At 66.3% G+C, this 20,482-nt stretch carries 17 protein-coding genes; 7 read left to right on the forward strand and 10 right to left on the reverse strand.

What is annotated here, in order from left to right:
- The first annotated feature begins 124 nt into the window (after nucleotides 1–124).
- From B5E42_RS15715 to B5E42_RS15725, 3 genes are all read left to right on the forward strand, one after another.
- Nucleotides 125–529: an Rrf2 family transcriptional regulator gene (locus B5E42_RS15715; RefSeq protein ID WP_087241362.1), complete on the forward strand. Its 405-nt coding sequence runs from the start codon at nucleotides 125–127 to the stop codon at nucleotides 527–529.
- Between the two features lie 60 nt (nucleotides 530–589).
- Nucleotides 590–2,503: an acyl-CoA dehydrogenase family protein gene (locus B5E42_RS15720; protein WP_087241364.1), complete on the forward strand. Its 1,914-nt coding sequence runs from the start codon at nucleotides 590–592 to the stop codon at nucleotides 2,501–2,503.
- Between the two features lie 568 nt (nucleotides 2,504–3,071).
- Nucleotides 3,072–4,286, forward strand: coding sequence for an FprA family A-type flavoprotein (locus B5E42_RS15725; RefSeq protein ID WP_087241366.1), 1,215 nt, complete (start codon nucleotides 3,072–3,074; stop codon nucleotides 4,284–4,286).
- A gap of 64 nt (nucleotides 4,287–4,350) precedes the next feature.
- Here the strand turns inward: B5E42_RS15725 and malQ are convergent, their stop codons facing one another.
- Nucleotides 4,351–5,829, reverse strand: a complete 1,479-nt coding sequence (malQ, locus tag B5E42_RS15730; protein WP_087241368.1) for a 4-alpha-glucanotransferase — start codon at nucleotides 5,827–5,829, stop codon at nucleotides 4,351–4,353.
- Between the two features lie 126 nt (nucleotides 5,830–5,955).
- Here malQ and B5E42_RS15735 point away from each other — a divergent pair, with 126 nt between their 5' ends.
- Entirely contained in the window at nucleotides 5,956–6,573 is a 618-nt protein-coding gene (locus B5E42_RS15735; protein WP_242967185.1) for a DNA alkylation repair protein, read from the forward strand.
- A 42-nt stretch (nucleotides 6,574–6,615) separates the two neighbouring features.
- Here B5E42_RS15735 and B5E42_RS15740 read toward each other — a convergent pair whose 3' ends face one another.
- Entirely contained in the window at nucleotides 6,616–7,125 is a 510-nt protein-coding gene (locus B5E42_RS15740) for a DUF4358 domain-containing protein (RefSeq protein WP_087241372.1), read from the reverse strand.
- Nucleotides 7,122–9,614: an ATP-dependent Clp protease ATP-binding subunit gene (locus B5E42_RS15745; protein WP_087241374.1), complete on the reverse strand. Its 2,493-nt coding sequence runs from the start codon at nucleotides 9,612–9,614 to the stop codon at nucleotides 7,122–7,124. Before B5E42_RS15745 ends, B5E42_RS15740 begins: the two co-directional genes overlap by 4 nt.
- 330 nt (nucleotides 9,615–9,944) lie before the next feature.
- Between B5E42_RS15745 and B5E42_RS15755 the strand changes: the two genes are divergently transcribed.
- Nucleotides 9,945–10,115: a 4Fe-4S binding protein gene (locus B5E42_RS15755; RefSeq protein ID WP_087241378.1), complete on the forward strand. Its 171-nt coding sequence runs from the start codon at nucleotides 9,945–9,947 to the stop codon at nucleotides 10,113–10,115.
- Nucleotides 10,116–10,201: 86 nt separating this feature from the next.
- Nucleotides 10,202–11,500, forward strand: a complete 1,299-nt coding sequence (gene brnQ / locus B5E42_RS15760) for a branched-chain amino acid transport system II carrier protein (RefSeq protein ID WP_087241380.1) — start codon at nucleotides 10,202–10,204, stop codon at nucleotides 11,498–11,500.
- A gap of 305 nt (nucleotides 11,501–11,805) precedes the next feature.
- Here brnQ and B5E42_RS15765 read toward each other — a convergent pair whose 3' ends face one another.
- Nucleotides 11,806–12,387: a hydrolase gene (locus tag B5E42_RS15765; RefSeq protein ID WP_087241382.1), complete on the reverse strand. Its 582-nt coding sequence runs from the start codon at nucleotides 12,385–12,387 to the stop codon at nucleotides 11,806–11,808.
- Between the two features lie 134 nt (nucleotides 12,388–12,521).
- On the opposite strand from B5E42_RS15765, the gene B5E42_RS15770 reads away from it, so the two are divergent.
- Entirely contained in the window at nucleotides 12,522–13,202 is a 681-nt protein-coding gene (locus B5E42_RS15770; RefSeq protein ID WP_087241384.1) for a TIGR00266 family protein, read from the forward strand.
- Between the two features lie 56 nt (nucleotides 13,203–13,258).
- On the opposite strand, the gene argF is transcribed toward B5E42_RS15770, so the two are convergent.
- The 6 genes from argF to argH form a co-directional block, all read right to left on the reverse strand.
- The gene (gene argF / locus B5E42_RS15775) at nucleotides 13,259–14,182 is read right to left on the reverse strand and encodes an ornithine carbamoyltransferase (RefSeq protein WP_087241386.1); all 924 of its coding nucleotides are present in this window, start codon (nucleotides 14,180–14,182) and stop codon (nucleotides 13,259–13,261) included.
- Between the two features lie 12 nt (nucleotides 14,183–14,194).
- Complete coding sequence (locus tag B5E42_RS15780) at nucleotides 14,195–15,373, reverse strand: aspartate aminotransferase family protein (protein WP_087241388.1); 1,179 nt, start codon at nucleotides 15,371–15,373, stop codon at nucleotides 14,195–14,197.
- 223 nt (nucleotides 15,374–15,596) lie between these two features.
- On the reverse strand, nucleotides 15,597–16,454 hold the full coding sequence (argB, locus tag B5E42_RS15785; RefSeq protein WP_087241390.1) for an acetylglutamate kinase: 858 nt from the start codon (nucleotides 16,452–16,454) through the stop codon (nucleotides 15,597–15,599).
- A gap of 77 nt (nucleotides 16,455–16,531) precedes the next feature.
- On the reverse strand, nucleotides 16,532–17,794 hold the full coding sequence (argJ, locus tag B5E42_RS15790; RefSeq protein ID WP_087241392.1) for a bifunctional glutamate N-acetyltransferase/amino-acid acetyltransferase ArgJ: 1,263 nt from the start codon (nucleotides 17,792–17,794) through the stop codon (nucleotides 16,532–16,534).
- 93 nt (nucleotides 17,795–17,887) lie between these two features.
- Complete coding sequence (argC, locus tag B5E42_RS15795; RefSeq protein WP_087241394.1) at nucleotides 17,888–18,829, reverse strand: N-acetyl-gamma-glutamyl-phosphate reductase; 942 nt, start codon at nucleotides 18,827–18,829, stop codon at nucleotides 17,888–17,890.
- 212 nt (nucleotides 18,830–19,041) lie between these two features.
- Nucleotides 19,042–20,427: an argininosuccinate lyase gene (gene argH, locus B5E42_RS15800; RefSeq protein ID WP_087241396.1), complete on the reverse strand. Its 1,386-nt coding sequence runs from the start codon at nucleotides 20,425–20,427 to the stop codon at nucleotides 19,042–19,044.
- Between the last annotated feature and the right edge of the window lie 55 nt (nucleotides 20,428–20,482).

A 20,482-nucleotide genomic window follows, 5' to 3' on the forward strand; every position in this document is an offset into this window, starting at 1 on the left:
TCGGGCGCGGGGGGCTTTTTCGGCCCATTTTCAGCAAGTTGACGAAACTGGGAAACCATACTTGACAAAGTTTATCCAGAATGATATGTTATACTCAGCAGTACAGAAGGGAGGGAGGACGCCGGTGATCACCCGGGAGACCGACTACGCGATCCGTCTGCTGCGCACCCTCAGCGACAGAGAGCGGCACACCGCGGCGGAGGCGGCGGAGCGGGAGCTGGTGCCCCAGCCCTTTGCGTACAAGATCCTCAAGAAGCTGTCCAAGGCGGGCCTTGTGGAGGTGACCCGGGGGGCCGACGGCGGCTGCCGCCTGCTGGCCGATCTGGAAAAGACCTCCCTCTATGACCTGATGGAGGCCATGGGGGAGAGCTGCCGGCTCAGCGGCTGCACAGTGCCGGGCCACCGGTGTACCTGGCGGGAGGCCCACGGCGGCTGCACCGTCCACTGTCATCTGGCCGCCATTCAGGAAAAGCTGAATGGGGAGCTGAAAGCCCACACCCTGGCGGAGATCCTGCGGGAACCAACATAGCGTTTCTTTTACCCTGAAAATAGATAAAATTTATCCACTTTATAAAAAGGAGGACGCGACATGTTATTCCAGACCACCCAGGCGCATGAGGAGCTGCGCGCCAAGATCCGGGCCTTTGCCGAGGAAGAGGTGAAGCCCATTGCCTTCTCTCTGGATCAGGCCAACGAGTTCCCTGCCGAAGCAGTGAAGAAGCTGGGGGAGATGGGCCTGATGGGCATCCCCTATCCCAAGGAGTACGGCGGCGCGGGGCTGGACGCCATCAGCTATGCCATCGCCGTGGAGGAGCTGTCCCGGGTGGACGGCGGCACGGGCGTCATTCTCTCTGCCCATGTGTCCCTGGGCTCCTGGCCCATCTTCGCCTTCGGCACCGAGGAGCAGAAGCAGAAGTACCTGGTGCCCCTGGCCCGTGGTGAGAAGATCGGCGCCTTCGGCCTGACCGAGCCCAACGCCGGCTCCGACGCCGGCGGCACCGAGACCACCGCCGTGGACAAGGGCGACCACTACCTGCTCAACGGCGGCAAGATCTTCATCACCAACGCCCCCAAGGCGGACACCTACGTGGTCTTCGCCGTCACCACCCCCGACATCGGCACCCGCGGCATCTCCGCCTTCATCGTGGAGAAGGGCTGGAAGGGCTTCGAGTTCGGCGACCACTACGACAAGATGGGCATCCGCTCCTCCTCCACCGCCGAGCTGATCTTCAACGATGTGAAGGTGCCCAAGGAGAACCTGCTGGGCAAAGAGGGCGAGGGCTTCAAGATCGCCATGGCCACCCTGGACGGCGGCCGCATCGGCATCGCGGCCCAGGCCCTGGGCATCGCCCAGGGGGCCTACGAGTCCGCCCTGGAGTACTCCAAGGAGCGCGTCCAGTTCGGCAAGCCCATCGCCGCCCAGCAGTCCCTGGCTTTCAAGCTGGCCGACATGGCCACCAAGCTGCGCTGCGCCCGGTTCCTGATCTACTCCGCCGCCGAGCTGAAGGAGCACCACGCCCCCTATGGCATGGAGTCCGCCATGGCCAAGATGTACGCCTCCGACATCGCCCTGGAGGTCACCAACGACGCGGTGCAGATCTACGGCGGCACCGGCTTCCTCAAGGGCATGGACGTGGAGCGGATGTACCGCGACGCCAAGATCACCACCATCTACGAGGGCACCAACGAGATCCAGCGGGTGGTCATCGCCTCCCACCTCATCGGCAAGATCTCCAAGGGCAGCGAGGGCTCCAGCCGCTCCGTAGCCAAGAAGCCCGCCCCCATCACCGGCGTGCGCAAGCGCCAGATCTTCCGGGACGGCGAGTCCAAGGACAAAGTGGCCGCCCTGGTGGAGGCCCTGAAGAAGGACGGCCACGACTTCACCGTGGGCATCCCCATGGACACCCCCATCAACCAGGCAGAGCGCGTGGTCTCCGCCGGCAAGGGCATCGGCGACAAGAAGAACATGAAGCTCATCGAGAATCTGGCCAAGGCCGCCGGCGCCGCCGTGGGCTCCTCCCGCCCGGTGGCTGAGACCCTGAAGTACGTCCCCCTGAGCCGCTATGTGGGCATGTCCGGCCAGAAGTTCACCGGCAACCTGTACATCGCCTGCGGCATCTCCGGCGCCACCCAGCACCTGAAGGGCATCAAGGACGCCTCCACCATCGTGGCCATCAACAAGAACGGCAACGCCCCCATCTTCAAGAACTGTGACTACGGCATCGTGGGCGACGTCAACGAGATCCTGCCCCTGCTGGCCGCCGCCCTGGACACCGGCGACAAGCTGCCCGCGCCTCCCATGGTCAAGATGAAGCGGCCCCCCGCCCCCAAGCCCGAGCCCATCGGCAAGCGGTACGTCTGCGGCGGCTGCGGCTACGAGTACATCCCCGAGGTAGGCGACGAAGATGCGGAGATCGCCCCCGGCACCCTGTTTGAGAAGCTGCCCGAGGACTGGGTCTGCCCCGAGTGCGCCGAGGGCAAGGATCAGTTCATCGAGGCCTAAAAGAAGTGCGGATGGCGTGCGGAGCAGGCACACAGCGCACCGCGCAGACGAAAAAACAGGCGTACGCCCGAAGGGCGAAGCGGATTTTTCGCGGAGCGGCAGCAGTGTGCCGTCGCGGAGCCGCCGAAGCATGACAAGCAGAAGTGCAGATGGCGTGCGGAGCAGGCACACAGCGCGCCGCGCAGACGAAAAAACAGGCGAACGCCCGAAGGGCGAAGCGGATTTTTTGCGGAGCGGCAAGCAGTGTGCCGTCGCGGAGCCGCCGAAGCATGACAAGCAGAAGTGCGGATGGCGTGCGGAGCAGGCACACAGCGCACCGCGCAGACGAAAAAACAGGCGTACGCCCGAAGGGCGAAGCGGATTTTTCGCGGAGCGGCAGCAGTGTGCCGTCGCGGAGCCGCCGAAGCATGACAAGCAGAAGTGCAGATGGCGTGCGGAGCAGGCACACAGCGCGCCGCGCAGACGAAAAAACAGGCGAACGCCCGAAGGGCGAAGCGGATTTTTTGCGGAGCGGCAAGCAGTGTGCCGTCGCGGAGCCGCCGAAGCATGACAGATAAGGAGGAAGATTATGTATTGCGTGCGCAAGGTAACCGACGATCTGTACTGGGTGGGGGCCAACGACCACCGGCTCCACCTGTTTGAGAACATCCACCCCATCCCCAAGGGGGTCAGCTACAACGCCTACCTGCTGCTGGACGAGCAGTCCGTGCTCTTCGACACCGTGGACTGGTCTGCCTACCGGCAGCTCCAGGAGAACCTGGATCACCTGCTGGGCGACAAGCCCCTGGACTGGCTGGTGGTCAACCACATGGAGCCCGACCACGGCGCCAGCGTGGAGCAGATCCTCCGCCGCTACCCCAAAGTGAAGGTGATCTCCACCGAGAAGTCCTTCATGCTCATGCGGCAGTTCGGCTTCCATCCCGACGAGCACGAGTGCCGCATCGTGGCCGAGGGGGACACCCACTGCTTCGGCAGGCACACCGTGGCCTTCGTGGGCGCCCCCATGGTACACTGGCCCGAGGCCATGGTCACCTTTGACACCACCAACGGCGCCCTCTTCTCCGCCGACGCCTTCGGCTCCTTCATCGCGCTGGACGGCAAGCTCTTCGCCGACGAGGTCAACTTCGACCGGGACTGGATCGACGAGGCCCGCCGCTACCTCACCAACATCGTGGGCAAGTACGGCCCCCACATCCAGCTGCTGCTGGGCAAGGCCGCCGGCATCCTGGATCAGATCAAGTACATCTGTCCCCTCCACGGGCCCGTGTGGCGCAAGGATCTGGGCTACTTCATCGACAAGTACGACAAGTGGAGCCGCTATGAGCCGGAGGAGAAAGGCGTCATGATCGCCTACGCCTCCATGTACGGCAACACCGAGGCCGCCGCCCAGGCCCTGGCCGCCAGGCTGTGCGAGAAGGGCGTCACCAACGTGGCGGTGTACGACGTGTCCAACACCCACGTGTCCTACCTGATCGCCGAGGCGTGGAAGTACAGCCACATCGTGCTGGCCTCCGTCACCTACAACCTGGGCATCTATCCGGTGATGAAGAGCTTCCTGGAGGATATGAAGGCCCTCAACCTCCAGAACCGCACCTTCGCCCTCATCGAGAACGGCTCCTGGGCCTGCAAGTCCGGGGATCTGATGCAGAAGTTCATCGACGAGGAGATGAAGAACATGACGGTGCTCAACGAGCGCCTGAGCATGGCCTCCTCCCTGGGAGACGACAAGGCCGTGGAGCTGGACGCCCTGGCCGACGCCCTGGTGGAGTCCGTCAACGCCTGAGACAGGCCCAGCAAAGCACAAACGTGCCCGCCGCAGAACTGCGGCGGGCACGTTTTCTTGGGCGTTACCGGCGGTAGGTGCGGGTGATCCGGGCCAGGCGGCCGGATACGTCGGGGTTGAGGGCCTCCCGCCGCACCCGCCAGCTCCAGTTCAGGGCGCCGGAGGTGCCGGGGGCATTGACCCGGGCGTCGGCCCCCAGGCCCAGCAGATCCTGCAGAGGGGCGATAGCCAGGCGGCAGGGGGACATCCAGGCCCCGCACACCGCGCCCCAGCCGAAGCCCTCGTCCTCCCGCAGGCGCAGGTAGTCCGAGGCGAAGTCCCGCTCCGCGGGGGAGGCCAGGGAGAACAGCCACTGGACAAAGGTGGGGGTATCGTGGGTGCCGGTGTACATCACCGCGTCCCGGGGGCAGTTGTGGGGGAGATAGGCGCTCTCCCCGTTGGGATCAAAGGCGTAGACCAGTACCTTCATGCCGGGCAGGCCGCTCTCCGCGATGAAGCGGAGGGCGTTTTCGTCCAGATCCCCCAGATCCTCGGCGATCAGCGCCAGCCCGGGGACGGCGCGCAGCACCTCCACCAGCTCCATGCCGGGGCCCTTTTCCCAGTGCCCCTCCCGGGCGTCCTCCGCCCCGTCGGGGATACACCAGTAGGTGTGGAAGCCCCGGAAGTGGTCGATGCGCACCACGTCGTACAGCCGGGCCAGGTGAACCGCCCGGCTGCGCCACCAGGCAAAGCCGGTCTTCCGGTGGTAGTCCCAGTCGTAGAGGGGGTTGCCCCAGTGCTGGCCCTTGTCGGAGAAGGCGTCGGGGGGCACCCCGGCCACCCCGGCGGGGGTCATGTCCTCCTTGAGCTGGAACAGCTCCGGCCGGGCCCACACCTCGGCGCTGTCGGGGGAGACGTAGATGGGCAGATCCCCGATGATGGAGATGCCCTTCCCGTTGGCGTAGGCCTTCACCGCCGTCCACTGGCGGAAGAAGAGCAGCTGGAGGAAGGCGTGGAAATCGCACGCCTCTTTCAGCTCCGCCCGGGCCTTTTCCAGGGCGGACTGCTTCCGCAGCCGGAGCTCGTCGGGCCAGTCGGCCAGCGGCTTTCCGTCGAACCTGTCCCGCAGGGCCAGGAACAGGGCGTAGTCGGGCAGCCAGCTCCGCTCCGCCTCCAGGAACTCCGCCAGCTCCCGGGCATAGCGGGCCCTGCCCCGCGCCCAGGCCTTCCGCAGCAGGGGGATCCGGGTCTCCAGGAGCCAGGGATAGTCCACACGGTCGGGGTTGTCCCGCCGGGCGGAGTCCAGCTCCTCCGCGGTGAGCAGGCCCTCCTCCGCCAGCTCGTCCAGATCCAGGAAGAGGGGGTTGCCGGCGAAGGAGGAGGGGGACATGTAGGGGGAGTTGCCCCCGCCGGGGGGCACCAGGGGGAGAATCTGCCAGAACTTCTGGCCCCCCGCCGCCAGAAAGTCCACAAACTCCCGGGCGGGGGTGCCGAAGGTGCCGACGCCGTAGGGCCCCGGCAGGGAAAATACGGGGAGCAGGACGCCGCTTGCGCGCGCTTGCATACAAAGACCTCCAGTACAGGAAGAATCACGTTCCGCCCCATTATAATCCCTGCCGGCCCCGTCCGCAAGCCTTGAAATTGCGGGGGCCTGTGCTATACTGGAAAAATACAAGAGGAGGGGAGCGCTGTGTGGAGGAGCATGGAGGAGAAGATCCCCGTTGAGGGGGAAAATCTGCGGCTGGTGCGGAGCCTGGCGGAGGAGTATTTCCGCACCCACACCGGGCCGGAGTGCTGGGAGGCGGCCCGGGCCCTCTATGTCTCCCCGCACTTCCAGGTACAGGAGGCGGGGGTGTTCCTGTGCGGCTGGCTGGCCCCGGAGCGGCCGGAGGCCCTGGCCTTCCTGCGGGATACCGTCAGCGCCCACGAGAGCTGGAGGGTGCAGGAGGTGCTGGCCATGGCCTTCGACGCCTGCTGCAGGGGGACGGGGTATGAGGCGGCCCTGCCGGTGATCCGCGCCTGGCTGGCGGACGGACGGGCCAACGTGCGCCGGGCGGCGTCGGAGGGCCTGCGGGTGTGGAGCAGCCGCCCCTACTTCAAGGAGCACCCGGAGGAGGCGGTGCTCCTGCTGGCGGCCCGGCGGGCGGACGAGAGCGCCTATGTGCGGAAGTCCATCGGCAACGCCCTCAGGGACATCAGCAAGGCGCACCCGGAGCTGATCCGGGCGGAGCTGGCAGCCTGGGATACCGGCTCCAAAGAGGTGATGCAGGTCTACAGGTTGGCATCGAAAAAGCTGGAGCCGCGGTGAAAGGTGAATATATAAGGGCGGGTGCGCACACCCGCCCTTTCCTTATCCCGCCGCCAGGATGGCGTCCCGGATGGCGTCAAAGACCGCGTCCTGCTCCTGGCACATGACCAGCAGGACGGTGCCGTCCTCCAGGGTCTCCAGGCGGGCATTGGAGGCAATGTCGTACTGGTCGGCCAGGTACTGAGCAAAGCTCTGCTTCTGCCGGTCGATAAAGTCCTCCAGCCCCTCCCGCACGGCGGCCTCCCGGCCCTGGGCGGGGTAGACGGCGGCGATGCCGTAGGCCCGCACGTTCATGAGGGAGGCGGACAGGGCGAAGGCGTCCACGTCGTCGGGGGTTAGGCCCATGAGATCCAGATAGAGGGGGAGCTGCTCGTCGGCCTTGTCGGACAGGACGGGCAGGGCGTCGTTGGTCTCGGCGTCCCGGGCGTCCTCGATGGCGGTCTCATAGAGCTGGGTGCGCGCCTCGGCGGAGAGGGCGGGCTTGTCCCTGCCGGAGCACCCGGCCAGCAGGGCCAGGGAGAGCGCCAGGGGGAGTATACGGGTCAGATTCATGTGGGTTCCTCCTTTGTATTGAGAGCCTGGACGGCGGCAGGGGGGATCTCCAGGCGCAGGGCGCCCTCCGAGCCGTCCACCAGGACGGTGTCCCCGGCCTGGACGGCCCCGCTGAGCAGCTTTTCGGCGGCCACGTCCTCCAACTGGGCGCGGATGGTGCGCCGCAGGGGGCGGGCGCCGTAGTCCGGGTCGAAGCCCTGGTCGGCCAGCACCGCCAGGGCGGCGTCGGTGAAGCGGAGGGTGACACCCAGGGCGCGCATCCGCTCTCCCACCCGCTCCAGCATCCGCCGGGCGATGGCCTGGATTTCCGGCCGGCCCAGCTGGGTGAACACGATGGTCTCGTCCAGCCGGTTGAGGAACTCCGGCCGGAACACCTTCTTCAGATCCTCCAGGACGGCGGCCCTCAGCTCCTCCAGGGGGCGGGTCTCGCCGTCCTTCCGCTCGGCGGCGGAGAAGCCCAGCCTGGAGCCCCTGGCGGTGATGCGCGCCGCCCCCACGTTGGAGGTGAGCACCACCACGGCGTTTTTGAAATCGGCCTTGCGGCCCTGGGCGTCGGTGACCACCCCGTCCTCCATGATCTGGAGCAGGATGCCCCACACATCCGGGTGGGCCTTCTCAATCTCGTCGAAGAGCACCACGCAGTAGGGCCGCCGGCGCACCTTCTCGGTGAGCTGGCCCCCCTCCTCGTGGCCCACGTAGCCCGGCGGCGAGCCGATGAGCCGGGAGACGGTGTGCTTCTCCATATACTCGGACATGTCGAAGCGGAGCAGGGCCTCCTCACTGCCGAACAGGGCCTCGGCCAGGGCCTTGCACAGCTCCGTCTTGCCCACACCGGTGGGCCCCAGGAAGAGGAAGCAGCCCGTGGGCCGGTCTGGATCCTTCAGGCCCACCCGGCCCCGGCGGACGGCCCGGGCCACCGCCTTCACCGCCTCCTCCTGGCCCACCACCCGCCGGTGGAGGGCGTCCTCCAGGTGGAGCAGCCGCTGGCTCTCCGCCTGGGTGAGGGTGGTGACGGGCACCCCCGTCCAGCCGGACACCACGGCGGCCACGTCCTCGGCGGTGACCGCCCCGGTGTTCTGGCCGGAGCGCCAGGCGGCCTTCTCCCGCTCCAGCTCCCTGCGGAAGTCCTCCTCCGCGTCCCGGAGCATGGCGGCCTTCTCAAAGTCCTGGCCCCGGATGGCCTCCTCCTTCTCCCGGCGGGCCTCCGCCACCTTCTCCTCCAGGGTGCGCAGCTCCGGCGGGGTGCCCAGCCGCTCCATCCGCACCCGGGAGGCGGCCTCGTCGATGAGGTCGATGGCCTTGTCGGGCAGGCGGCGGTCCCCGATGTACCGGGTGGAGAGGGCCACGGCGGCGTCGATGGCCCCGTCGGTGATCTGGAGGCGGTGGTGGGCCTCGTACCGATCCCGCAGGCCCCGGAGGATGGCCCGGGCGGTGTCCTGGTCGGGCTCGGGCACCAGCACGGGCTGGAACCGCCGCTCCAGGGCCGCGTCCTTCTCGATATACTTCCGGTACTCGTCGGTGGTGGTGGCGCCGATGATCTGCAGCTCCCCCCGGCCCAGGGCGGGCTTGATGATGTTGGCCGCGTCGATGGCCCCCTCGGCGGAGCCCGCCCCCACGATGGTGTGGAGCTCGTCGATGAAGAGGATGATGTTGCCCACCCGGCGCACCTCGGCCAGGATGTTCTTCACCCGCTCCTCAAATTCCCCCCGGTACTTGGTGCCCGCCACCATGGCGGAGAGATCCAGGGCCATGAGGCGCTTGGAGCGCAGCTCGTCGGGCACGTCCCCGGCCACCATCCGGCGGGCCAGACCCTCGGCCACGGCGGTCTTGCCCACGCCGGGCTCGCCGATGAGGGCGGGGTTGTTCTTCTGCCGGCGGGAGAGGATCTGGATGACCCGCTTGATCTCCTTCTCCCGGCCCACCACCGGATCCAGCATGCCCCCGGCGGCCAGGCGGGTGAGATCCCGGGCGAACTGCTCCAGCAGCCTGGCGTCGCCGCCGTACTCCCGCTCCCGGGTCTTGCCGTTCCCCCGGAAGGGGGAGGGGGAGGCCTCGCCCCCCATGGCGGCCACCACGTCGGCGTGGAGCCGCCGGGGCTCCGTCCCCATGCCGGTGAGCACCCGCACCGCCACGCCGTCCCCCTCCCGGAGGATGCCCAGCAGCAGGTGCTCGGTGCCCACATAGTGGTGGCCCAGCCGGGCCGCCTCCGCCAGGGAGAGTTCGATGATCTTCTTGCACCGGGGGGTGAGCCCCTGGGACGGGGCGCCGCCCGGGGCGCCCACCCCCACCAAGCCGGCGATGGCGGCTTTCAGGCCTTCGGGCTCCACCCCGGCGGCCTGGAGCACCTTGGCGGCAACCCCCTTGCCCTCCCGGGCCAGGCCCAGCAGCAGGTGCTCGCTGCCCACGTAGCCGTGGCCCAGCTCCGCCGAGCCCTCCTGGGCCAGACGGAGGGCCGCCTGGGCCCGCTCGGTAAATCTGGTCTCGTTCATGTCCCCCTCACCTCGTCTGTTCCTGCTCCACGGAAAGCGTATCCGGTGCTTCTTGACGTGCTTCATCTGCTGTGCCACGCCCCTTCTCCTTTGTTCTGTGCCGGTGTGGGCTGCTCCGAGGCGCCCCGTCCAGCGCCGGGGTCAGGCTCCCGGCGGCCTCCATGTGAAATGGCGAGGATCTGTCCATGGAAAACTGCACCTCCTCCGGTTGATCGGATCCTATTTTTTCCCACCATGAAAAAATATACCCACAGTCGGGGCAATTTAGCATTGCAATTTTCAAAAGTTATGGTACAATGACTGTAGCTTGAGTGTTTGGAGGTGTATCCAATGGCCTATGTTATCAGCGACGCCTGCGTGAGCTGCGGTTCCTGCGAGGGCGCTTGCCCCGTGGGTGCCATCTCCCAGGGCGACAGCCAGTACGTCATCGATGCCGGTTCCTGCATTGACTGCGGTTCCTGCGCCGATACCTGCCCCACGGGCGCTATCTCCCAGGGCTAATCTGGTACGTACTACTTAGCGTAGAAAAGCAGCGGCATGCCTTTGGCTTGCCGCTGTTTTTAACGCGATAAAGAGGATGTGAAGCTGTGGAGGAGAAGAGACTGGGGGCGAGGGGCCTGTTGCTGGTGGGCCTGACCCTGTTCTCCCTGTTTTTCGGGGCGGGCAACCTGATTTTCCCGTCGGGCATCGGGGCCATGGCGGGGGTGCACACCTGGCCTGCCGTGGCGGGACTGGCCGTCAGCGCCGTGGGCCTGCCGGTGCTGGGGGTGGTGGCGGTGTCCCGGGCCGGCGGCATGGACGCCCTGGCCGGCCGGGTGCACCCCGCCTTTGCCCGGGCCTTTACCGTGGCGGTCTATCTGGCCATCGGCCCCTGCCTGGCCATCCCCCGGACGGCCACCACCTCCTTTGAGATGGCGGTGCCCCCCTTTGTAGGGGAGGGGGCCCCGGTGGCCCTGCTGCGCCTGGTTTACTCCCTGGTGTTCTTCGCCGCCGCCCTGGCGCTGGCCCTGCGGCCGGAGAAGCTCACCGACCGGCTGGGCAAGATCCTCTGCCCCGTGCTGGTGGGCCTCATCGTGGTGACCTTTGCCGCCAGCCTGCTCAACCCCCTGGAGGGATACGGCCCGGCCGGCGGCGAGTACCTGACCCACCCGGCCGTCCGGGGCTTCCTGGAGGGCTATCAGACCATGGACACCCTGGCCGCCCTGGCCTTCGGCATTGTCATCGCGGTGAACCTGCGGGCCCGCGGGGTGGAGAAGCCGGGGGCGGTGGTGCGCTCCACCGCCTGGGCCGGGGTGATCGCCGGGGTGCTGCTGCTGGCGGTGTACTGCATGCTGGCCCATGTGGGGGCCCTGTCCGGCGGGGCCATGCCCAACCCCGCCGACGGGGCGGAGGCCCTGACCAACGCGGCGGGCCTGCTGTTCGGCACCGGCGGCCGGGTGCTGCTGGCCGCCATTTTCCTGATCGCCTGCTTCAACGTGTGCGTGGGCCTCATCAGCTCCTGCGGGACTTACTTCCACGGCATCTGCCCCCGGCTGGGCTACCGCACCTGGGCGGTGCTCTTCGCCGTGGTGAGCATGGTGATCTCCAACGCGGGGCTGGCCCAGATCCTGGCGGTGTCGGCGCCGGTGCTGGGCGCCCTCTATCCGGTGGCCATCGTGCTCATCGCCCTGTCCTTCTTCCAGCGCCGGCTGGAGGGGCACCGGTGGGTCTATCCTGTGGCGGTGCTGTTCACGGGGGTGTTCAGCGTGCTGTTCGCCCTGCGGGATGCGGGGCTGCCCCTTGGCTTCCTGGATGGGCTGCCCCTGGCCGCGGTGGGGCTGGGATGGGTGCTCCCGGCCCTGGTCGGCACGGTGCTGGGCCTGCTGTGCTCCGGGCGGAGAAGATGAAGAGAAGATAAGAAAACAAGGCGCGGTTCCTGTGGGAACCGCGCCTTCAGCCTGTCGAAAAACCTCCCGCGAAGGAGAGCCTCGCAGAGTTCCGTCATCCGCAGATGACGGAATAAAATGAAAATCCGTCATTTCCGGCGACACAAGGTGAATTGCCCCGAAGGGGCAAGAGAGGGCCCCCTGGGGGGTGCGCCTCGGAAATGACCCTTCTCATAGCGGAAGGGCTGACTTTTTCGCAGGAAAATGAAGCCCTTCCGCTATGCGGCCTTCTCACAAAAGCGGCCAAGGCCGCTTTTGTGACGCGCCTACAGCGCCGCGCACTGGGCCTCAATATCCGCCTCGGTGGCCTTCATGGCCTGGAGGGTGCGCTCCAGCAGCTCACTGAGCTCCCAGCCCAGCAGCTCTGCCCCCTGCTGGATGGTCTCCCGGGAGCAGCCGGCGGCAAAGCGCTTGTCCTTGAACTTCTTTTTCAAACTGGACAGCTCCATGTCCTGGACGCTCTTGGAGGGCCGCATGAGGGCGGCGGCCCCGATAAGGCCGGTGAGCTCGTCCACGGCGAAGAGCACCTTCTCCATCTGGTGCTCCGGCTGGGCGTCGCCCTCCGTCATGCCCCAGCCGTGGCTCACCACCGCGTGGATGAGGGCGGGATCCAGCCCCCGGGCCTCCATGATCTCCCTCACCTTGACGCAGTGCTCCTCCGGGTACTGCTCAAAATCCAGATCGTGGAGCAGGCCGGCGGCGGCCCAGAAATCCGCCTCTCCGCCATAGCCCAGCTCCTGGGCGAACCAGCGCATTACTGCCTCCACCGTCAGGGCGTGGCGCAGATGAAAGGGCTCCTTGTTGTACTCCTTGAGCAGCTCCAGGGCCTGCTCCCTTGTCAGTTCCATGGTCTGACGCCTCCTTCGTGGGTTTGCTTTATCATAGCACAGCGGAAAAGGGTTTGTAAAGATTTCATACAGGGCTTGCTATCCTTCGGAAATCGTAATATACTGGTGGTATCTTGAAAAAGGGAGGCACCAGCATGAAATACGAGATTCTCGGCGAGCCCCTGCCGGTAGTCGTCTGCCACCTGGAGGGCGGCGAGTCCATGATTACGGAGCGCGGTTCCATGGTTTGGATGAGCCCCAACATGAAGATGGAGACCGGCGCCGGCGGCATCGGCAAGGCCTTCGGACGCATGTTCTCCGGCGACTCCATTTTCCAGAATACGTACACCGCCCAGGGCGGCCCGGGCATGATCGCCTTCGGCTCCAGCTTCCCTGGCTCCATCCGGGCCATTGAGGTGGATCCGGCCCACCCGGTGGTGGTGCAGAAGAGCGGCTTCCTGGCCTCGGAGCAGGGGGTGGAGCTGTCCATCTTCTTCCAGAAGAAGCTGGGCGCCGGTGTGTTCGGCGGCGAGGGCTTCATTATGCAGAAGCTGTCCGGCCACGGCACCGCCTTTGTGGAGCTGGACGGCTCCGCGGTGGAGTATGAGCTCCAGGCCGGGGAGAGCATGGTCATCGACAGCGGCAACCTGGCCATGATGGACGCCACCTGCTCCATGGACATTCAGATGGTGAAGGGCGTCAAGAACGTGCTGTTCGGCGGCGAGGGCCTGTTCAACACGGTGGTCACCGGCCCGGGCAAAATCGTGCTCCAGACCATGGCCATCAGCGGCGTGGCCGCCGCCCTGGCCCCCTTCCTCAACACGGGGAACAAGTAAATTCCATACAGCGGAACCGGGGCGGCACACCGATGTGTGCCGCCCCGGCGGTTTTATTACTTGCCCTCGCCCATGAGCAGGTAGAGCACCGCTTTCTGGGCGTGGAGGCGGTTCTCCGCCTCGTCGAAGATCTCGCCGGCGTGGGCCTCGAACACCTCGGCGGTGATCTCCTCCCCCCGATGGGCGGGCAGGCAGTGCTGCACCATGCAGCCGGGGTGGGCCAGCTTCAGCAGCTCGCCGTTGATCTGGTAGACCCCCTCAAAGACGGCCCGCCGCTGGGCGGCCTCCCCCTCCTGGCCCATGGAGGCCCACACGTCGGTGACCAGCACGTCGGCGTCCGCCGCCGCCTCTTTGGGGTCGCGGCACAGGGTGAAGGTGCTGCCGGTGACGGACCTGGCGAAGTCCAGCACCTGGGGGTCGGGGTCGAAGCCCTCGGGGCAGGCCGCAGACACGTCCATGCCCACCTTCAGGCCGCCCACGATCAGGGAGTTGGCCATGTTGTTGCCGTCGCCGATGTAGCACAGCTTGAGGCCCTCCAGCCGGGACTTGTGCTCCCGGATGGTCATGAGGTCGGCCAGCACCTGGCAGGGGTGGGCGAAGTCGGTCAGGCCGTTGATCACGGGGATGGAGGCGTACTGGGCCAGCTTCTCCACCTCCTCCTGGCCGAACGTGCGGATCATAATGCCGTCGCAGTAGCGGCTGAGCACCCGGGCGGTGTCCTCGATGGGCTCGCCCCGGCCGATCTGGCTCTCCTTGCCGGAGAGGAACAGGGCGTGGCCCCCCAGCTGGAACATGCCGGTCTCGAAGGACACCCGGGTGCGGGTGGAGTTCTTCTCGAAGATCATGGCCAGGGTCTTGCCCGCCAGATACTGGTGGGTCAGGCTGTGCTTCTGGTTGTACTTCATCTGGTCGGCGGTGTCCAGGATCTTCACGATGTCCGCCTTGGACAGATCCAGCAGCTTGAGCAGGTCTTTCTTCATTGCATTCACCTCTTACGACAGCGTCTGTTTCAGGATTTCCAGGCCCCGATCCAGCTCGGCCTGGGTAATGGTCAGGGGGGGCAGCAGGCGGAGGGCATCCCCGGCGGTGAGCACCAGCAGGCCGTTTTGGGCCAGCCGGGCCGCCAGCTCCTTGTTGGTGCGGGGTGGCTTGACCTCGATGCCGATCATCAGCCCCAGGCCCCGGGTGGCCCCCAGGCAGGGCAGGCCCATGGCCTCGATGGCGGCGCGGAGACAGCGGCCCTTCTTCTGCACCCCGGCCAGGGTGTCCTCGTCCAGAATGTCCAGCACCGCCTGGGCCGCCGCGGCGCAGATGGGGTTGCCGCCGAAGGTGGAGCCGTGATCCCCCGGCCCCAGCACGTCCCGGCACTTCTCACTGACCAGGAAGCCGCCCATGGGCAGGCCGCCGGCAATGCCCTTGGCGAAGGACACCGCGTCGGGCAGGATGCCGTACTGCTGGAAGGCGAAGAGGGTGCCGGTGCGGCCGATGCCGGTCTGCACCTCGTCCACCAGCAGGAGCCAGTCCCGCTCGGCGCACAGCACCGCCAGATCGTGGACATATTCCCGCTCCAGGGGGATCACGCCGCCCTCGCCCTGCACCAGCTCCAGCATCACGGCGCACACATCGTGGCCCGCCGCCCCCTGGAGGGCGTCCAGGCTGCCCGCCTCGGCGTACCGGAAGCCGTCGGGGAAGGGGAAGAAGGAGTGGTGCAGTCTGTCCTGCCCCGTGGCGGTCAGGGTGGTTATGGTGCGGCCGTGGAAGGAGTTTTTCAGGGTGAGGATGGTGCCCCGGCCCTTGCCGTACTTGTCAAAGGAGTACTTGCGGGCCAGCTTGATGAGCCCCTCGTTGCCCTCGGCGCCGGAGTTGCCGAAGAAGGCCGCCGCCAGGCCGGAGCGCTCACAGAGGGTCTGGGCCAGCCTGGCGTAGGGCTGGGTGTAGTACAGGTTGGAGATGTGTCCCAGCCTGGCCGCCTGGTCGGCGACAGCCTCCACCCACCTGGGGTTGGCGTGGCCGACGGAGCACACCCCGATGCCGGAGGTGAAGTCGATGTACTCCGTTCCGTCCAGGCTGTACAGCGTGGCCCCCTGGCCGTGGTCGATGTCCACGTCAAAGCGGCCGTAGGTCTGGAGCACATATTGGTGGTCAAGCTGTTTCAGTTCCTCGTGGGTCATGGTAATTGCCTCCTTCGCGGGTAGCCTCCCCGCCCCCGCCTAAAAAGCCTCGCAGAGTTCCGCCGTCCGCAGACGGCGGAAGAAATTGAAAATCCGTCATTTCCGGCGACATGTGCGTCGGAAATGACACTTCTCATGGCGGGATGGGTGACAATTCTGAAAAGAATCGAACCCATCCCGCCATGCAGCTTCTCTCAAACAAGCGGCAAAGCCGCTTGTTTGACTATAGCAGCATGGTGCCGATACCGGCATCGGACAGGAGCTCGATGAGCAGGGAGTGGGGGATGCGCCCGTCCAGGATGACCGCGTTCTTCACCCCGGAGCGCACCGCCTCCACACAGCACTCCACCTTGGGGAGCATGCCCCCCTTGATCACCCCGTCCTTCACCAGACCGGGCACCTGGGACAGGCGCACCTCGGGCAGCAGGGTGCCCTCGTCCGCCGGATCCCGCAGCAGGCCCCGCACGTCGGTGAGGAGCAGCAGCTTCTCCGCGCCGAGGGCCACCGCCAGCTTGGCGGCGGCGGTGTCGGCGTTGATGTTGTAGGCGGCGGGGCCGTCTGTCCCCTGGGCCACGGTGGACACCACGGGGATGTAGCCGTTCTCCAGGCTGTCCACCACCACGCGGGGCTCCACGGCGGTGATCTCCCCCACCAGGCCGTACTTCTCGTCCAGCATCCTGGCCTGGAACAGGCCCGCGTCCATGCCGCACAGGCCCACCGCCCGGCCCCCGGTCTGGTTCAGGATGGCCACCAGGTTCTTGTTCACCTTGCCGCACAGCACCTGCTGCACCACGTCCATGGTCTCCTCATCGGTGTAGCGCAGGCCGTCCACAAACCGGGACTCCTTGCCGATTTTTCGGAGCATCTCAGTGATCTCCGGCCCGCCGCCGTGAACCACCACCACCCGGATGCCCACCAGGTGGAGGAGGATCAGGTCGGAGATCACGGCCCGGCGCAGCTCGTCGGAGATCATGGCGTTGCCGCCGTATTTCACCACCACGGTCTTGCCGTAGTACTTCTGAATGTAGGGCAGGGCCTCGGCCAGTACCTGGGCCCGCTGTGCCACCAGGGAATCGGACATGGGTTTTCGCCTCCATTGGATTGCGGGATATTCGGGCGCGCCATACGCGCCCCGATAGGATGTGCCGCCCGTCTGTATCAGGTGCGGTAATCCCCGTTGATCTTCACATAGTCATAGGTCAAGTCGCAGCCCCAGCAGGTGGCGGAGTCCTCCCCCTCGCTGAGGGTGACGGTGATGACCACCTCGTCCTGGCTCAGGATGCTCTTGGCGCTCTCCTCGTCGAAGTCCACTCCGGCGCCCTGCTTACACACCAGGATCTCCCCCACGGCGGAGGAGAAGGAGATGTCCACATACTCCGGCCGGAAGGGGGCCTTGGAGTAGCCCATAGCGCACAGCACCCGGCCCCAGTTGGCGTCGGAGCCGAACATGGCCGCCTTCACTAGGGGGGAGCCCACCACTGCCTTGGCCAGGCGCTCGGCGCTCTCCTCGCTGCGGGCGCCCTGCACCGTGCAGGTGATCAGCTTGCTGGCCCCCTCGCCGTCGGCGGCGATGGCCCGGGAGAGCTGCTCGCACAGGTGGCGGAGGGTCTTGACAAACACGGTGTAGCCGTCGTCCTTCCACTCGATGAGGGGGTTGCCCGCCATGGAGTTGGCCAGCACCACGCACATATCGTTGGTGGAGGTGTCCCCGTCCACGGTCACCCGGTTGAAGGTGCGGGGGACGATCTCGTGGAGGGCGTCGGAGAGCAGCTCGGGGGTGATGGCGCAGTCGGTGGTGATGAAGCACAGCATGGTGCCCATGTTGGGGTGGATCATGCCGGAGCCCTTGGCGATGGCCCCCAGGGTCACCGTCTTGCCGCCAATGGAGCAGGTGAAGGCCAGCTCCTTTTTCACCGTGTCGGTGGTCATGATGGCGTTGGCCGCGGCGTCGGAGCCGTCCCTGGACAGGGCGGCGGCCGCCTGGGGCAGGCCCTTCCCGATGGCGTCGATGTTCAGCTCCTGGCCGATCACGCCGGTGGAGGCCACCACAAAGTCCTCCGGCTTCAGGCCGGTGGCCCGGGCGGCCAGGACGCACATCTCCTCGGCGTGCTCGTGGCTGTTGGGGGCGCAGGCGTTGGCGTTGCCCGAGTTGGCCACGATGGCCTGGGCCTCCCCGTTTTCCAGGTGATCCATGGTCACATAGATGGGGGCGGCCTTCACCCGGTTCATGGTGTACACCGCCGCCGCGGCGCAGGGCTGCTCCGACACGATGAGGGCCAGATCCTTCTTGTCCGCCAGAACCTCGGGCATGCCGCTGCGGGCGGGCTGATTGCCGTCGCCCTTGCCCTTCTTCACGCCGCAGTGGACGCCGGAGGCCGTGAAGCCCATGGGGGCGGTGACGCCGCCGGAAATCTGTTTCATATCCTTCACTCCTTGCTGAGCCGGAGCGGCGGGACAGGCCCGCCCTACGGCGATTCTGATGTAGGGCGGGGGCTTGCCCCCGCCGTCTGTCTCTTACAGCACCAGGCCCCGTGTCTCTTCAAAGCCCAGCATCAAATTCATGTTCTGCACCGCCGCGCCGGAGGCCCCCTTGCCCAGGTTGTCGAACCGGGCGGTGACGATGGTCTGCCCCTCGTGTCCGCTGACGGTGAGCTCCAGCCGGTCGGTGCCCGCCAGGGCGTTGGCCGCCAGATAGGCGGGCTGGTCGGAGTAGGGGGCCACGCTCACCAGGGGCTGCTTGGCGTAGTAGGCCGCCAGGATCAGGGACAGCTCCCTGGCCGTGGGCTGGCCCCGCAGATAGCGGTTGTGGAGCTGGATGGTGGTGGCCATGCCCCGGTAGTAGTCGTCCACCACCGGGCAGAACACCGGCGGGGCCTCCAGGCCGGAGATCTTCTGCATCTCGGCCAGGTGCTTGTGTTTTAGAGTGGTTCCGTAGATGCGTGGGCTGTAAAGCTCATTTCCTTTATCGCTGGCCTCGTACTCCGCGATCATCTTCTTCCCGCCGCCGGAGTAGCCGGTGAGGGAGAAGCAGGTCAGGGGGTAGTCCCTTGGGAGCACGTTCAGGGCCGCCAGGGGCGCGGCGGCGGCCAGAAAGCCGGTGGCGTGGCACCCCGGATTGGCTATAAACCGCGCTGTCCCAATGGTTTGGGCCGGATCCTTGTAGAGCTCCGGGAAGCCGTACACCCACCCGGGGGCGGTGCGGTGGGCGGTGGAGGCGTCAATCACACGGGTGTGGGAGTTCTCGATCAGGCCCACCGCCTCCACGGCGGCGGCGTCGGGCAGGCAGAGGAACACCAGATCGGCCTCGTTGATCAGCCGCTTTCGCTCTGTCAAGTCTTTCCGCTTGTCGGGATCGATGGAGAGCAGTTCAATATCGTCCCGCTCCGCCAGCCGCTGGTGGATCTCCAGGCCGGTGGTGCCCTCCTGGCCGTCGATGTAGATCTTGGGCTTATTCATGCTCCCGGGCCTCCACAAACACCTTGATGTTGGCGATCTGCTGCTTCACGCTGTCGGCCGCCGGGCCGCCGTAGCACCCCACGGGGCAAGCCCCGTGGGGGCCCCGATTTCTTTCACATGCTCGGCGGAAGTGAATTCCGCCTGCGCCAAGGTTTTGCCTGCGGCAAAACGCTTGTACGCGCCACTCGGCGCGTGCGTCTACGTCGGCCCGCTTATCCATGTGCTCTTTCCTCCACAAACGCTTTGATATTGGCGATCTGTTGCTTCACGCTGTCGGCCGCCGGGCCGCCGTAGACGGTGCGGCCGTTGACGCAGGTTTTCAGCTCCAGGGCCTGGTACACGTCGGCGTCGAACAGGTTGGAGATGGAGCGGAAATCCTTCAGGGGCAGGGTGTCCAGGGTTTCGCCGGACTTGATGCACATGTTCACCAGCCGGCCTACGATCATGTAGGCCTCCCGGAAGGGCATGCCCTTCTTCACCAGGTAGTCGGCGCAGTCGGTGGCGTTGATGAAGCCGCCGGAGGCGGCGCTGCGCATGTTCCTGGGCAGGACGGTGAGGGTGTCCAGCATGGCGGCAAACACGGGCACGCACAGCTCCACCGTGTCGATGGCGTCAAAGACGCACTCCTTGTCCTCCTGCATATCCTTATTATAGGCCAGGGGCAGGCCCTTCATGACGGTGAGCAGGGTGATCAGGGAGCCGTACACCCGGCCGGTCTTGCCCCGCACCAGCTCGGCCACGTCGGGGTTCTTCTTCTGGGGCATGATGGAGGAGCCGGTGGAGTAGGCGTCGTCCAGCTCCACGTATTTGAACTCCCAGGAGCACCAGAGGATGATCTCCTCGGAGAACCGGGACAGGTGCATCATGAGGATGGAGCAGGCGGACAGGAACTCGATGGCGAAGTCCCGGTCGGAGACCGAGTCCATGGAGTTGTCGGTGGGTTTGGCAAAGCCCAGGGCGGCGGCGGTCTGGAACCGATCCACCGGATAGGTGGAGGTGGCCAGGGCGCCCGCCCCCAGGGGGCACTCGTCCATCCGCTCCATACAGTCCTCCAGCCGGGTCACGTCCCGGCGGAGCATGTTGGCGTAGGCCATCATGTAGTGGGCGAAGGTGGTGGGCTGAGCCCGCTGGAGGTGGGTGTAGCCGGGCATGACGGTGTCCAGGTTGGCCTCCGCCTTCCGGATGAGCACCTTCTCCAGCTCCAGCACCATGCCGATGATCTTGGGGATCTCCTGCTTGACGTAGAGGCGGAAGTCCACCGCCACCTGGTCGTTGCGGCTGCGGGCGGTGTGGAGCCGCTTGCCCGTGTCGCCGATGCGCTGGGTGAGCAGGGTCTCGATGTTCATGTGGATGTCCTCGTTCTCCAGGGAGAACTCCACCTTGTCGGCCTCGATGTCGGCCAGAATGGCCTTGAGGCCGTCGATAATCTTCTCCGCCTCGTGCTCCTCAATGATGCCCTGCCTGCCCAGCATGGCCGCGTGGGCGATGGAGCCCGCGATGTCCTCTTTGTACATCCGGGCATCAAAGGCGATGGAGGAGTTGAAGTCGTTGACCAGGGTATCGGTCTCCTTTTGGAACCGTCCGGCCCAGAGTTTCATAATGGTTCCTCTCCTATGATTGATAAGATAGGGTAGGGCGGGGGCTTGCCCCCGC

This window comes from Flavonifractor sp. An10 (genome assembly GCF_002161215.1).
GTDB lineage: Bacteria > Bacillota > Clostridia > Oscillospirales > Oscillospiraceae > Flavonifractor > Flavonifractor avistercoris.

Coding starts and splice junctions, on each gene's coding strand:
- B5E42_RS15725 (WP_087241366.1), top strand. CDS start 3,072: ATGTATTGCGTGCGCAAGGTAACCGACGATCTGTACTGGGTGGGGGCC.
- argB (WP_087241390.1), bottom strand. CDS start 16,454: ATGTCCGATTCCCTGGTGGCACAGCGGGCCCAGGTACTGGCCGAGGCC.
- argF (WP_087241386.1), bottom strand. CDS start 14,182: ATGAAGAAAGACCTGCTCAAGCTGCTGGATCTGTCCAAGGCGGACATC.
- argC (WP_087241394.1), bottom strand. CDS start 18,829: ATGAATAAGCCCAAGATCTACATCGACGGCCAGGAGGGCACCACCGGC.
- malQ (WP_087241368.1), bottom strand. CDS start 5,829: ATGCAAGCGCGCGCAAGCGGCGTCCTGCTCCCCGTATTTTCCCTGCCG.
- B5E42_RS15765 (WP_087241382.1), bottom strand. CDS start 12,387: ATGGAACTGACAAGGGAGCAGGCCCTGGAGCTGCTCAAGGAGTACAAC.
- B5E42_RS15780 (WP_087241388.1), bottom strand. CDS start 15,373: ATGACCCACGAGGAACTGAAACAGCTTGACCACCAATATGTGCTCCAG.
- B5E42_RS15740 (WP_087241372.1), bottom strand. CDS start 7,125: ATGAATCTGACCCGTATACTCCCCCTGGCGCTCTCCCTGGCCCTGCTG.
- B5E42_RS15755 (WP_087241378.1), top strand. CDS start 9,945: ATGGCCTATGTTATCAGCGACGCCTGCGTGAGCTGCGGTTCCTGCGAG.
- B5E42_RS15770 (WP_087241384.1), top strand. CDS start 12,522: ATGAAATACGAGATTCTCGGCGAGCCCCTGCCGGTAGTCGTCTGCCAC.
- argH (WP_087241396.1), bottom strand. CDS start 20,427: ATGAAACTCTGGGCCGGACGGTTCCAAAAGGAGACCGATACCCTGGTC.
- argJ (WP_087241392.1), bottom strand. CDS start 17,794: ATGAAACAGATTTCCGGCGGCGTCACCGCCCCCATGGGCTTCACGGCC.
- B5E42_RS15720 (WP_087241364.1), top strand. CDS start 590: ATGTTATTCCAGACCACCCAGGCGCATGAGGAGCTGCGCGCCAAGATC.
- B5E42_RS15745 (WP_087241374.1), bottom strand. CDS start 9,614: ATGAACGAGACCAGATTTACCGAGCGGGCCCAGGCGGCCCTCCGTCTG.